The sequence below is a fragment of the Volucribacter psittacicida genome, from assembly GCF_004339025.1.
GTDB lineage: Bacteria > Pseudomonadota > Gammaproteobacteria > Enterobacterales > Pasteurellaceae > Volucribacter > Volucribacter psittacicida.
On the sequence record NZ_SMFT01000002.1, the window covers coordinates 534,188 to 547,621 of the forward strand.

Annotated in this window: 12 protein-coding genes; 7 read left to right on the forward strand and 5 right to left on the reverse strand. The window is 39.9% G+C overall.

The genetic code is table 11. From position 1 onward, the window contains the following. Window positions 1-20 precede the first annotated feature (20 nt). Complete coding sequence (locus tag EV694_RS05905; RefSeq protein WP_132690486.1) at window positions 21-275, reverse strand: oxaloacetate decarboxylase subunit gamma; 255 nt, start codon at window positions 273-275, stop codon at window positions 21-23. Between the two features lie 211 nt (window positions 276-486). On the opposite strand from EV694_RS05905, the gene trmL reads away from it, so the two are divergent. After that, on the forward strand, window positions 487-972 hold the full coding sequence (gene trmL, locus EV694_RS05910; RefSeq protein WP_132690488.1) for a tRNA (uridine(34)/cytosine(34)/5-carboxymethylaminomethyluridine(34)-2'-O)-methyltransferase TrmL: 486 nt from the start codon (window positions 487-489) through the stop codon (window positions 970-972). Here the strand turns inward: trmL and hslR are convergent, their stop codons facing one another. After that, entirely contained in the window at window positions 973-1,386 is a 414-nt protein-coding gene (gene hslR, locus EV694_RS05915; RefSeq protein WP_132690490.1) for a ribosome-associated heat shock protein Hsp15, read from the reverse strand. Between the two features lie 126 nt (window positions 1,387-1,512). On the opposite strand from hslR, the gene nudE reads away from it, so the two are divergent. The 5 genes from nudE (at window position 1,513) to gnd (ending at window position 6,938) form a co-directional block, all read left to right on the forward strand. Beyond that, complete coding sequence (gene nudE / locus EV694_RS05920; RefSeq protein WP_132690492.1) at window positions 1,513-2,073, forward strand: ADP compounds hydrolase NudE; 561 nt, start codon at window positions 1,513-1,515, stop codon at window positions 2,071-2,073. Window positions 2,074-2,088: 15 nt separating this feature from the next. After that, window positions 2,089-2,922, forward strand: coding sequence for a 3'(2'),5'-bisphosphate nucleotidase CysQ (gene cysQ / locus EV694_RS05925; protein WP_132690494.1), 834 nt, complete (start codon window positions 2,089-2,091; stop codon window positions 2,920-2,922). 189 nt (window positions 2,923-3,111) lie between these two features. Next, window positions 3,112-4,617, forward strand: coding sequence for a glucose-6-phosphate dehydrogenase (zwf, locus tag EV694_RS05930; RefSeq protein ID WP_132690496.1), 1,506 nt, complete (start codon window positions 3,112-3,114; stop codon window positions 4,615-4,617). 1 nt (window position 4,618) lies between these two features. Beyond that, window positions 4,619-5,323 (forward strand): 6-phosphogluconolactonase, encoded by a 705-nt coding sequence (pgl, locus tag EV694_RS05935; protein ID WP_132690498.1) that lies wholly within the window; start codon window positions 4,619-4,621, stop codon window positions 5,321-5,323. Between the two features lie 160 nt (window positions 5,324-5,483). Beyond that, window positions 5,484-6,938 (forward strand): decarboxylating NADP(+)-dependent phosphogluconate dehydrogenase, encoded by a 1,455-nt coding sequence (gene gnd, locus EV694_RS05940; RefSeq protein WP_132690500.1) that lies wholly within the window; start codon window positions 5,484-5,486, stop codon window positions 6,936-6,938. A gap of 49 nt (window positions 6,939-6,987) precedes the next feature. Here the strand turns inward: gnd and glpC are convergent, their stop codons facing one another. From glpC to glpA, 3 genes are read right to left on the reverse strand one after another with little or no spacing between them, the layout of a single operon-like run. Then, on the reverse strand, window positions 6,988-8,265 hold the full coding sequence (gene glpC, locus EV694_RS05945; protein ID WP_132690502.1) for an anaerobic glycerol-3-phosphate dehydrogenase subunit GlpC: 1,278 nt from the start codon (window positions 8,263-8,265) through the stop codon (window positions 6,988-6,990). Continuing rightward, a complete protein-coding gene (gene glpB, locus EV694_RS05950; protein ID WP_132690504.1) occupies window positions 8,255-9,547 on the reverse strand; it encodes a glycerol-3-phosphate dehydrogenase subunit GlpB in 1,293 nt (430 codons plus the stop codon). The genes glpC and glpB overlap by 11 nt, the downstream gene beginning before the upstream one ends. After that, window positions 9,537-11,216 (reverse strand): anaerobic glycerol-3-phosphate dehydrogenase subunit A, encoded by a 1,680-nt coding sequence (gene glpA / locus EV694_RS05955; protein ID WP_243645977.1) that lies wholly within the window; start codon window positions 11,214-11,216, stop codon window positions 9,537-9,539. The genes glpB and glpA overlap by 11 nt, the downstream gene beginning before the upstream one ends. Window positions 11,217-11,622: 406 nt before the next feature. Between glpA and ggt the strand changes: the two genes are divergently transcribed. Next, window positions 11,623-13,395 (forward strand): gamma-glutamyltransferase, encoded by a 1,773-nt coding sequence (ggt, locus tag EV694_RS05960; protein ID WP_132690508.1) that lies wholly within the window; start codon window positions 11,623-11,625, stop codon window positions 13,393-13,395. Window positions 13,396-13,434 lie beyond the last annotated feature (39 nt).

The window sequence follows — 13,434 nt, forward strand, 5'->3', positions numbered from 1 at the left end:
ATGGTTTTTCTCCTTGGCAATTATTTCTGTCCTTGTTGACGACGATAATGATGAACGGCGGCAACAATAACAGGACGTAAACGGTCAATATCATTATCTGTTTTGCTTGTTGGTTTAATGTTTTTACTGCTAGGAATAGGTTCAGGCAAAAAACGATTAATGAATTTTGACATTAAACCAATGGCATAAATTAATATAAGTAAAAATAATAAGACAAATCCCATACCTACGAACATTAAATTGATACCTTGTTGTAATAATTCGGTCGCCGTCATTGAGGTATTTCCTTGTTAAAATGAAAAAATAGAGAGTAGTTACTATACGTGAATATAAATCAAAAATATTTGGCGTTGATCACAAAATTGACTTTTGTTTGTTTTTTTAAGGAGAGATGAGGATTAAAGTGCGGTCATTTTTCTCACAGTTTTTTACAATAAAATTTGCTAAAATGCCTGCATTATTGATTAATTGCTTAAGGTAATGATGATGTTAGATATTGTATTGTATGAACCTGAAATTCCACAGAATACGGGGAATATTATTCGTTTATGTGCTAATACAGGCTTTCGTTTACATTTAATTGAGCCGTTAGGGTTTACTTGGGACGATAAAAAATTACGCCGTTCAGGCTTGGATTATCACGAATTTGCTCAGATAAAAAAACATAAAACTTATCAAGACTTTTTAACGAGTGAACAACCTCGCCGTCTTTTTGCCTTGACTACCAAAGGGCAACCCGCGCATAGCGAAGTGCAATTTGCTTTGGGGGATTATTTAATGTTTGGTCCAGAAACCCGAGGCATTCCTATGACGATTTTAGACAGTTTGCCCCTGAGCCAAAAAATTCGTATTCCTATGACCGCCAATAGCCGTAGTATGAATTTATCCAATTCGGTGGCAGTGGCGGTTTATGAGGCTTGGCGACAATTAGGTTATCAAGGAGCAACGAATTTATCGTCCTTAGCCATATAATTATCGTTGTGTTTTAAATTGGATCAGTTCACGCCGTTCTTTTTTATTTGGGCGGCGATCAGGGTGAGGCATAACATTCATTTTGCGTGCTAATGCCATTTTTTCACGTTGGATAAGGCTTTGTTCAGTTTCTTGGTAAAGTAATTGTGCTTCAGGAGCGCCTCGCCGTTGGCTAGATAAGGCAAGCACTTCTACTTCTTTTTCATCGTTACCTTGCCGTAAGCGGATTTTTGCCCCAATTTCCACATTTTTATTGGGCTTGCTTCGTTGTCCATTGTAATGGACTTTTCCGCCGTCAATCATTTCTTTGGCGAGGGTTCTTGTTTTGTAAAATCGGGCGGCCCATAGCCATTTATCTAAACGTACGTTGTTATCCTTTTCGTTGTCTTGTGGTTGAGAACGGTGTTTTGCCATAGATTTTGTGTTTCTCCGTTTTGTTATTGTCGTTTTGTGTCCTTATTGAAATGACGATAATCGCATTTGTGGTTTGTGTATTTTATGGTATCGTTATTGCTCTCATTTGTAAAACTTGAGGTCAGTATGCCAGCATTACAAAAACCACAAATTTTATCTGTTTCTGTTGTGGCACAATCGCGTCTTTTTGAAATTCAAGCGGTTGAGTTGAAATTTTCTAATGGCGAATTACGCACTTATGAACGCTTTAAGCCCAGTAGGCGTGCGGCGGTAATGGTTTTGCCTATTGAAAAGGGTAATTTGTTGATGGTGAAGGAATATGCCGTAGGCACAGAGCGTTATGAGCTGGGGTTTCCCAAGGGGTTAATGGAAGTGGGCGAAACGCCAGAACAGAGTGCCAATCGAGAAATGCAAGAGGAAATCGGTTTGGCGGCAAGGCATTTTATTCCTTTGCGTACGGTAAATACATCGCCAAGTTTTATGAATAATCCTATGCACATTTTTATTGCTCAAGATCTTTATCCGAGCCAATTAGAGGGCGATGAGCCTGAACCTTTGCAACGGATAAGCATACCTTTAAGTCAGTTGGATCAATTATTACAAGATCCTGATTTTTGCGAGGCTCGTAACTTGGTGGCGTTATATGCGTTACGGGATTATTTAGCCAAGACAGCAAGTGAAAATTAAAGGGGGAGGAATAGAATGTTAGCACGATCAGAGGCGTTGTTGCAGTCCGTATTAGCCATTGCGATACAAGCAGGCGAACATTTACGGCGATTTTATCAGCAATCTGCTGAGGTTAATGTGCAATTAAAAGCGGATAATACCCCTGTTACGGAAGCGGATTTATTTGTGAGCCAATTTTTAACTCAGCAATTAAGCCAATTAACGCCGAATATTCCTGTGCTATCAGAGGAAAATTGCCATATTCCCTTTTCTGAACGTCAACAATGGCAACAATATTGGTTGATCGATCCCCTTGATGGTACACAACAATTTATTGATCGTACCGATCAATTTGCCATTCTTATCGCTTTGGTGCAACAGCATCGTCCGACATTAGGCATTATTCACGCTCCTATTTTGCAACGTAGTTTTTATGCTATGCAGGGTTATGGTGCTTATCAACAATCGCCACAGAGTACGCAAAGATTATCTCGGCAAGCACCAAACTGGCATCAGCCGTTGAAGATTGCGATAGGTTCAAGTTATTCCCAACAAAAAGTGCGGTCGATTTTGCCAGAAAATTTTGCTTGTGAATTTTTGGTGTATGGATCAAGTGGATTAAAAAGTACCTTGGTAGCAACGGGCGAATGTGATTGTTATGTGCGTTTAGGCAATACAGGCGAGTGGGACACCGCGGCAGCGGAGATTATTCTGAGTGAAATGGGGGGCAAAATTTTTGATTCTCAATTTCAACCCTTAACCTATAATCAACGGCATAGTTTGATTAACCCAGATTTTGTGATGGTGGCACAAGGACAACGGGATTGGCAAAAGGTTTTCCGTTTTTATAGTCGTCCCACTTTAAAATAATACTGTGTTGGTACTCTTTGCCGTACTCTTTGTACTGTCTTCAGCGTACCGCCTTGTCTTATTTTAAATTGAAACGACTATAACATTAGGTAAAATCAATTAGTGAAAATCAAATTAATCGGTAATATAGTTATGATACTTTATATTGAAACGACAATAACAAAAATCGAGATGAAATAGGAAGGCAATATGACAAAACCAGAAAATAGTATTATCGCCATTTTTGGTGCTTCTGGGGATTTAACTCAGCGTAAATTGATCCCGGCATTTTATAATTTGTTTCTCCATAGCAAATTACCAGAGGATTTTGCCATTTTGGGAATTAGCCGTACGGATTATAGCGATCAAGCCTATCGTGATAAGGTTAAACAAGCCTTAATTGAGTATGAGAAAATTGATGAAACCCCTTTATTAGAAGGCTTTTTACAGCATATTTATTATGTGCCGGTGAATACCTCGGAAGTGAGTGAGTACGCTAAGGTAAAAGAGCGTTTAGCGGAATTAGAAACACAACACCATACTCAAGGTAATGTGGTTTATTACCTTTCTACACCGCCGAGCTTATATGGCGTTATTCCAGAATGTTTAGCCGCACATCAGTTAAATTCTGAGCAACAAGGTTGGAAGCGTTTAGTGGTAGAGAAACCTTTTGGTTATGATTTGCAATCTGCCATTGAACTTGATGATAAAATTCATCAATATTTCCAAGAACATCAACTTTATCGTATCGATCATTATCTTGGTAAAGAAACGGTGCAAAATTTATTGGTATTACGCTTTTCAAATGGTTTATTTGAGCCCTTGTGGAATCGTAATTATATCAATTACGTGGAAATTACTGGGGCGGAATCCATTGGGGTGGAAGATCGTGGCGGCTATTATGATGGCGCTGGCGCAATGCGTGATATGTTCCAGAATCATTTATTGCAGGTATTAGCCTTGGTTGCTATGGAGTCGCCAGCAGTGATTAATGCGGACTCGTTGCGTAATGAAGTGGTAAAAGTGTTGCAAAGCCTACATCCGTTATCGGAACAAGATTTAGAGGAAAATTTGGTGCTTGGGCAATATACGGACTCAAAAGTACGAGGTAATGCCTTAGCAGGTTATCGCGAGGAAAAAGGCGTTGATCCAGAATCTCGCACCGAAACCTATATGGCATTGCGTATGCAAATTGATAACTGGCGTTGGAGCGGCGTGCCGTTTTATGTGCGTACAGGTAAACGCTTGCCAACCCGTGTGACAGAAATTGTCATTCATTTCAAAAGTACACCACACCCAGTATTTAGCCAAAATGCCCCTGAAAATAAATTGATTATTCGTATTCAGCCTGATGAAGGGATTGTTATGAGCTTTGGTTTGAAAAAACCAGGGGCTGGTTTTGAGGCTCAAGAAGTTTCTATGGATTTCCATTATGGTAATTTAGATGAGTCTCATGTTTTGACCGCCTATGAGCGATTATTATTAGATGCTATTAAAGGCGATGCCACCTTATTTACCCGTAGTGATGCGGTGCAAGCCTGTTGGCAATTTGTCCAACCGATTTTGGATTATAAAAGTAAACCTGATTTTAAATTACATGGCTATGCTTGTGGTACTTGGGGGCCAGAAGCGGCAGATCAATTAATGACAAGAAGTCAACGTGAATGGCGTTTTCCTTGTAAAAATTTAACCAATACCAATTATTGTGAGCTTTAATATGAATAAAACCATTTTTGCTACAGCACAACAAGCCGTAGAGCAAATTGCACAAGAGCTGTTGGCTTATAGTCAGAAAGATCGCCCTGTGCATATTTCTTTGTCGGGGGGCAGTACGCCAAAATTATTGTTCAAAACCCTCGCTCAAGCCCCTTATCAACAGGGGATTCAGTGGCAAAATTTGCATTTTTGGTGGGGCGATGAACGTATGGTTGCCCCTACCGATCCAGAAAGTAATTATGGCGAAGTTCAACATTTATTATTTGATCATATCAGTATCCCAGCGGAAAATATTCATCGTATCCGTGGTGAGCAAGAGCCTGAACAAGAATTGGCACGTTTTAGTGCGGAATTAAAACAATATATCCCCACAGGGCAATTTAACTGGATTATTTTAGGTATGGGGACTGACGGACATACGGCTTCATTATTTCCACACCAAACAGATTTTAATGACAGGCATTGGGCAGTGATTGCAAAACACCCTGAAACAGGGCAATTACGCATTTCCAAAACCGCTTATTTGCTTGAACAAGCAAAACGAATTACTTATTTAGTCACAGGGGCAGCGAAAGCACAAATTTTGCAACAAATTCAAGATAATGATGCAGAGCAATTACCTTATCCTGCCGCCAAAATTAAGGCAAAAAACGGTAAAACAGATTGGTATCTTGATCAAGATGCCGCTAACTTATTGCAAAAATAAACATAGTCGTTTCAATTTAAAATAAGACAAGGCGGTACGCCGAAGACAGTACAAATAGTACGGCGAGGCGTACCAACGCCGTATTAGTTTAAAGTGGGACGACTATAATAAAATCTAACCGCACTTTTTGTGGTTACCAAACAACAGGAGAAAACAAACAATGTCAGTAAAAGGCGATATCGGCGTTATCGGTTTAGCGGTAATGGGACAAAACTTAATTTTAAATATGAATGACCACGGTTTTAAAGTGGTGGCTTATAACCGAACCACTTCAAAGGTTGATGAATTTCTTGAGGGAGCGGCAAAAGGCACTAATATTATTGGGGCTTATTCTATTGAAGATTTAGTTAGCAAATTAGAAAAACCGCGTCGTGTTATGTTAATGGTAAGAGCGGGTTCAGTGGTCGATCAATTTATTGATGCCCTTGTGCCACATTTAGAACAAGGCGATATCATTATTGATGGTGGTAATTCAAACTTCCCTGACACCAATCGCCGCGTTGAGGCTTTGCGTGAAAAAGGTATTCGTTTTGTTGGAGCCGGTGTATCAGGTGGCGAAGAGGGAGCAAGACACGGACCTTCCATTATGCCGGGTGGTAATGAAGAGGCTTGGCCGTATGTAAAACCTATTCTACAAGCTATTTCAGCTAAAACCGATAAAGGCGAACCTTGCTGTGATTGGGTTGGTAAAGAAGGGGCAGGGCATTTTGTCAAAATGGTACATAATGGTATCGAATATGGCGATATGCAGTTAATTTGTGAAGCTTACCAATTCTTAAAAGACGGATTAGGCTTAAGCTATGAAGAAATGCAAGCCACATTTGCGGAATGGAAAAAAACAGAGTTAGATAGTTATCTTATTGATATTACTACCGATATTCTCGGTTACAAAGACAGCGATGGTCAGCCATTAGTAGAAAAAATCCTCGATACCGCAGGACAAAAAGGAACAGGAAAATGGACAGGCATTAATGCCCTTGATTTAGGTATTCCATTAACCTTAATTACTGAATCCGTTTTTGCACGTTGTGTCTCCTCTTTCAAAGAACAACGTGTTGCCGCAGAAAAAGCCTTTAATAAACAAATTGGCAAAGTGGAGGGCGATAAACAAGTTTGGATTGAAGCAGTACGCAAAGCCCTACTTGCCTCAAAAATTATTTCTTACGCACAAGGCTTTATGCTTATTCGTGAAGCATCAGAAAATAACGGTTGGAATATTAACTATGGCAGCACCGCATTATTATGGCGTGAAGGTTGTATTATTCGTAGTGCATTCCTCGGCAATATTCGTGATGCTTATGAAAACAACCCAGACCTTGTATTCCTAGGCTCAGATCCTTACTTTAAAGCTATCTTAGAAGACTGCCTAGCCGACTGGCGTAAAGTGGCGGCGAAAGCTATTGAAATTGGCATCCCAATGCCTTGTATGGCATCAGCCATTACCTTCCTAGATGGCTACACCACCGCACGTTTACCTGCTAACTTACTACAAGCACAACGTGATTATTTTGGTGCTCACACTTACGAACGTACCGACAAACCACGCGGTGAATTCTTCCACACCAACTGGACAGGCACAGGCGGTAATGTGTCTTCGAGTACTTATGATGTATAAAACTTTAAGGGGCTAATAAATTTAGCCCCTAAATTTTATCTTATCAATACTAGTGCTTAACCAGCGCCATTGATAATAAGGTTATCGGGTGAATACATTGTACTTGGCTTGACATATCAATTTGCCATTTACAAGTTTCACATTCAGACACCACATAATCAAAACCGCCTTGATTAATATGATCAAATAGGCTTTTGCCAATGGCTTGAGCTGTATCATAATTCTCGGTTTTAAATCCGTAAGTCCCTGCAATACCACAACATTGTGAAGGTAATTTGACAATTTCTAAACCCGGAATTTTACGCAATACGTCTAGGGTATAAGGTGCCCAGCCTGCTTTTTCCACGTGGCAAGCAGTATGATAGGCAATACGCAACGGCAATTTTGCCAAAGGTAATTGTTTACCTTGGGCAAAAAGTTTATATAAATAACGGGTAACAATATCAATATGATTGCGTACTTTACTATTGTCCATACCTAATACGTGATGATATTCATCGCGTAAATTCATGGTACAACTTGAAGAAGTTCCCACCACATCAAGCTCTCGTTCACAAACGGTATTTTCTAATTGTGCGAGGTTAAATTTTGCTTGGGCTTTAGCTCGTTCAGGAAAACCGTTTACTGTAAGGGGTAAACCGCAGCATTTTTCTTTTTCTAACAACAAGACGCCAATATTCATTGCATTGAATACATCAATGAGTTCTTTGCCTAGCTGTGGGTTATTATAGTTGACATAGCAACCGTGATAATAAGCGATTTTTTCAGGATATAGTGCTTGCCGTTCCATTTGGTGTTTTTTATACCAATGACGAAACGAGCCAAAAGAATACTTAGGTAAGGTGCGATGACGACTGACGTTGAGGGTTTTATCCAGTAAAAAACGTGTGGCTTTTAAGCCGACAATTTTATTGACAATAGGTGCAAAAGGCGTATTCATTTTGCCCATAATATCCGTATTACTTAATACGGCATCACGCAGTTTGTGGATAAGTTTTTTATTTTGTTGATCGAGATGATTATTTCTGGCACGAACAATAATATCGCCAATTTTTACATCGGAAGGGCAAGCAATTTCACAACGTTTGCAATTTGTGCAATATTTTAGGGCTTCATCATAAAGTGCGGCACTTTTTAAGCGTAATCTTTCGCCATCTGGCCCAGCTTGTTTTGGCCCCGGGTAAAAAGGGTTTTGACGAGAAACCGGGCAAACGGCAGTACAAGCGGTACACTTTATACAGCTTTCAAAACTTTCATCAACATATTGATGCGTGATAGTGGGTAGGGTATTTTGTTTTGCTTGCTCAATCAGTTGATTAATGTTCATATTGTCCCCCTATGTATTTTGCCACAGATAACGCTGTGGCTATGGCTACTCCTGAGCCACAACCTAATTGGATAGGGTTATATCCGCCAATCACATTACCTGCTGCAAATAAATTTTCTAAAAACTGACCGCCCTTTTGTACCTGACAATGTTGATTAATGATGACACCTGTAGCTTGGTAAGGCTGTGGTTGGCTAAAACGAGAGGTCGTCCAAGATAAGCGTTCGTTGGCAATAAAATCTTGAGTTTGGTAAATATCAGCACCAAAAACGGGTTCATAAATACGATCAAAATCGGCAATAAGCCCATTACTGAAAAAACTGCCTGTGGCTAAGACAAAATGTTTGGCAGAAATGGCTACATCTTGATGAATTTGGGTATAGATTTTACTGACATAATGCCCTTTAAACTCGGCATACAACGCTCTATCGCCATTCATCATTAAGCCGCCAAGTTGTTCAAAATGTTGGCGTAATTGTTTATGTTGGCGAATACCCAACAAAGAGGGAGGCAGTGTTGGAAGTTCAAATAATGCCAGTCCTGTGGCTTCACACAAGAGATTAAAAAATTCTTGGCTTTCCAAACCAAAACAGGCTGGTAAAAAGACGGCTTTTGCCCCTTGTGCCGATTGTTTAATTTCACGCACTAAATCGCCAAAAGCCAATTTATGCTCTAATAATTGGGCAATATTAACACTACGAAACTCGCGCGACTGTTGGCGAAGTTGATCCAATTCTGGGATATGTAAATAGCCTGTACGCAATGTGCAATGGGCAAAAGCCGATTGCTGTTTAAGATTATCCGCTAACATTTGCGGTTGGAAATCGTGGTATCCTTCTATGCCCAATACGGCAATATCGTCATAAGCAAAAGGTTCGCTAGCTTGTACGGTAGGTACGCTATTTGGCGATAACCAGGTGGCACGCAATCCTCCTAATGGGGTAACACGATAATGGTTTTGCTTGGTTGAACCAATGAGATTTAACTCAAGCGAACGAGCAAGTTGTTCAAAAACTTGTAATTGAGCTAATACTTGCTCTTTCCCCAATAAAACATAAGGATGTTGTGGGACTTGTTGAGCTAGTTGCTCAAAAGTACGGTCAAAAGATAAACTTTTTTTTCCATCAGGTAAACAGGCTAATAAATCTAATGATCCTGAAGAAAAATCAATGCCCGCTTGCCCATTATTGATAATGGCACAGCGTTGCCCTTGTTGCTGTAATTGTATGCCACAAGTAAGCCCCGCTAATCCGCCTCCGATAATCACGACATCAAAATTCATTGCTATCTGTCCCTTTTTGCGCTTGGTCATCAAGCGGTTGAACATCATTTAATCCTAATAAACTGTAATACACCCAGCTTGTAAACTCTGCTTCACGCATAGCTTCCCCCCAAGCAATAGGCTCAATACCACGCCAGCGTTCCTCCATAAAAGCCGCTAATTGTGTGGTAGATTGGCGTGGTGTGGCGACTTGAAACCTTGCCATTAAACCTGCGGCACGACAAGCACAAAGCTCCGCTTGGCAAGTTCCCATTCCCACTCGGGTACGGCGGCGTAAATCCACTAAATTATTCACATTAAGCTCATCAACGGCATAACGCACTTCTCCTGCGGTTACTGCCTCACATTCACAGACTAAACTGCGATCTAGCCGATCTTTAGCCAATAATCGTGCGGCTCTTGAACCATGACGATAAACCGCAGAAATGCGAATAGGGTTAGGTAATGAAATCACTTTACGATGGGTATCTTCTGCACTTTCATTTGATCCCGGTAAAGGGCGGTGTGCGGTTTCACAAGATTTATGATGATTTAATTTTTGACAAACTAAATCTGTTGTCCATTCTGCCATTAAGCGATAGGTCATTAATTTCCCACCTGTGATGGTAATAAATCCCTCTAACCCATCACGTTGAGCGTGATCGAGCAAGACAATACCTCGGCTTACATTACGCCCAGAAGGATCATCATCTGTCGCCACTAACGGACGCACCCCTGCATAAGCACGTAACACCCGAGTATGGCGTAAACTCGGTGCTAATTTTTCGCCCTCTCGGAATAGAATATCTACCTCTTCAGGGGTCACTTCCATATTATCAATTTGATCATAAGGAATTCGGCTTGATGTTGTACCAATAACACAAATGGTATCACCCGGTACTAATATATCCGCATCGGCAGGCTTACGGCAACGATTAATCACTAAATTATTAATGCGATGCCCCATAATGAGCAATGCCCCTTTGGCTGGGAACATTTTGACTTTTAACTCCGCATATTCCGCAATACCTTGTCCCCAAATTCCTCCAGCATTGACAACCACAGGTGCAAACATTTGTCGCTGAATATTATGTTTATGATCATAAACCTCAACCCCAATGACTCGCCCACCTTCACGAATTAAGCCTTTTACTTCACAATAAGTAAATATCTGTGCGCCATTTTCTTTGGCATCAAGCATATTCGCCGCGGTTAAACGAAAAGGATCAACCGTACCATCAGGTACAACAACCGCCCCAATCAAACTAGGATTAACTGAAGGTTCTAATCTTTTGGCTAAGTCAGGTTCAATCGCTACCGCTTCTATGCCAGAAGCCTCACAGCTTTGTAAAAAGGTTTTTTGATAAGCAAGGTCATCTTCAGGTAAGGTAATAAACAAGCCTTTTGAATCCTCAATACAATGGCGAGCAATATGTTTAAGGATTTTATTTTCTTCAATACATTCTCTGGCTGATTCTTGATCATTGACGGCATAACGTGCCCCACTATGTAATAATCCGTGATTTCGCCCCGTTGCTCCCGTAGCAATATCACGCCGCTCAAGCAAAATACAACTTAATCCTCGCAAAGCACAATCACGTGCAACTCCAGCGCCTGTCGCACCACCACCAATAATAATCACATCGGTTTGCATACGCATATTAGCCTGCAAATTTGTCGCTAATTGCATCATAGTATCCCCACAAAACCTAATAAAAATTCGTTTACGAATAAATTGTTATTATTTTAGCAGAAATAATCAGTATTTATGAGCGAAAAAGAACAAAATTGCTAACTCGATCACATTTTAAGTAGTGTTTGTGGTATTTTTATAGTCGTTTCAATTAAAAATGGAGATAAGGCGGTATATTGAAATCAGTACAAGTAGTACGGCGAGATGTAACAAGGCTGTATCATTTTAAAGTGGGACGACTATAGTAGGACTATAATAAACCTTTCTTTATCACACTACTCCTCCTTAATATAACCAAAAAGATTAATTCGGAATGAAATATTATTTGTTCTTTATAAATAAATTATGATATTTATCTTTTTCAACCATAACATCATCTTATTGCCAATAAGGAAAAGAAAATATGCTACAACACATTAATAAAACCCTAAAAATCAGTTTATTAAGCTGTTCTTTATTGTTTGCTTTGCCTGTATCCAGTAACGAAACAAATACACAAGCACCGCTTTCTTTAGTTCAACAAGCTGCCGCTCGTTATGACAGTAGTAAAGATATTTTTCACCCTATTTATGCGACACAAGGAATGGTTGCCTCTGAACAAGAATTAGCCACACAAATTGGTGTGGATATTTTGCAACAAGGGGGAAACGCCGTTGATGCCGCCGTCGCAGTAGGTTTTGCTCTAGCAGTGGTATTACCTAATGCAGGTAATATTGGTGGCGGTGGTTTTATGGTTTTACATGATGCTAAAACAGGCGAAAACATTACCATTGACTTCCGAGAAACTGCTCCTTTAAAAGCCAGTAAAAATATGTATTTAGATGACAACGGACAGATAATTGAAGGCAAATCTATTCTTACTCATTCTGCCGTTGGTGTGCCGGGAACAGTTGCAGGTTTAGAATTAGCATTAAAAAAATGGGGAAGTTTATCTTTACCACAAGTAATGGCACCTGCTATTAAGCTGGCTCAAGAGGGCTTTATCGTAAGCTCCACTTTAGCCAAGCAATTAAAACGAGAACAAGATACCTTAGGAAAATGGGAAGCGACCCGAGCGATCTTTTTTAAAAATGGAGAAACCTTAAAAGCTGGCGATCTCCTTATTCAACAAGATCTTGCTCATTCCCTTAACCTTATTGCGGAACAGGGTTCAAAGGCTTTTTATCAGGGAGAAATTGCAGAAAAAATTGTCGCTGAAATGAAAAAACATGGTGGCTTAATAAGTATGCAAGATATGCAACAATACCAAGCCATTGAACGACAACCTATTGTGGGCGATTATCGAGGTTATAAAATTATCACAATGCCACCACCAAGCTCTGGCGGTGTACATTTAGTACAAATATTTAATATGTTAGAAAACTATCCCTTAGATCAATATGGGGCAAATAGTGCCAAAACAATCCATTATTTAGCAGAAACAATGAAGTTAGCCTATGCTGATCGTTCAGAGTTTTTAGGCGATCCTGATTTTGTCAATATTCCTATAGCTGGTTTAATCAATAAACAATATGCTAAACAATTGATTGAGCAAATTGATGAACAAAAGGCTCGTCCTGCCAAAGACATTAAACCTGGCAATCCTCAACCTTTTGAAAGCGATCAAACCACACATTACTCAGTCATGGATAAACAAGGTAATGCGGTAGCGGTAACCTATACCTTAAACCTCAATTTTGGCAGTGGTATCGTTGCGGAAGGCACAGGGATTTTACTCAATAATGAAATGGACGACTTTTCGGCTAAGCCTGGTGTCGCAAACACTTTTGGCTTGATTGGTGGAGAAGCCAATGCCATTGCCCCGAAAAAACGCCCTCTCTCTTCAATGACTCCAACTATTGTGCTAAAAGATAATAAACCTTGGTTAGTTACAGGTAGCCCAGGCGGAGCAAGAATTATTACCACAGTTTTGCAAAGTATTTCTAATGTGATTGATCATGGTATGAATCCTGCTGAAGCAATAGTTACTTCAAGAGTACATCATCAATGGTTACCCGATGAATTAAGAATTGAAGAAGGTATTAGTGTAGATACCTTGAAAATCCTACAAGAAAAAGGACATCGCATTCAATTAAAAGCACCTATGGGGCGTGTGCAAATTATCCAAGCTGAACAAGAGGGATTTTACGGTTATTCTGATCCTCGTAATCCGGATGGTAAAACCTTAGGTTTTTAATTTTATCTAAAAAAGAACCTGGTATTTTACAATACTAGG

Bases quoted from the DNA above. Each gene is read 5' to 3' on its own strand.
- trmL (WP_132690488.1), top strand. From the start codon at position 487: ATGTTAGATATTGTATTGTATGAACCTGAAATTCCACAGAATACGGGG.
- glpC (WP_132690502.1), bottom strand. From the start codon at position 8,265: ATGAACATTAATCAACTGATTGAGCAAGCAAAACAAAATACCCTACCC.
- glpB (WP_132690504.1), bottom strand. From the start codon at position 9,547: ATGAATTTTGATGTCGTGATTATCGGAGGCGGATTAGCGGGGCTTACT.
- zwf (WP_132690496.1), top strand. From the start codon at position 3,112: ATGACAAAACCAGAAAATAGTATTATCGCCATTTTTGGTGCTTCTGGG.
- EV694_RS05905 (WP_132690486.1), bottom strand. From the start codon at position 275: ATGACGGCGACCGAATTATTACAACAAGGTATCAATTTAATGTTCGTA.
- pgl (WP_132690498.1), top strand. From the start codon at position 4,619: ATGAATAAAACCATTTTTGCTACAGCACAACAAGCCGTAGAGCAAATT.
- gnd (WP_132690500.1), top strand. From the start codon at position 5,484: ATGTCAGTAAAAGGCGATATCGGCGTTATCGGTTTAGCGGTAATGGGA.
- glpA (WP_243645977.1), bottom strand. From the start codon at position 11,216: ATGCAATTAGCGACAAATTTGCAGGCTAATATGCGTATGCAAACCGAT.
- cysQ (WP_132690494.1), top strand. From the start codon at position 2,089: ATGTTAGCACGATCAGAGGCGTTGTTGCAGTCCGTATTAGCCATTGCG.
- ggt (WP_132690508.1), top strand. From the start codon at position 11,623: ATGCTACAACACATTAATAAAACCCTAAAAATCAGTTTATTAAGCTGT.
- hslR (WP_132690490.1), bottom strand. From the start codon at position 1,386: ATGGCAAAACACCGTTCTCAACCACAAGACAACGAAAAGGATAACAAC.
- nudE (WP_132690492.1), top strand. From the start codon at position 1,513: ATGCCAGCATTACAAAAACCACAAATTTTATCTGTTTCTGTTGTGGCA.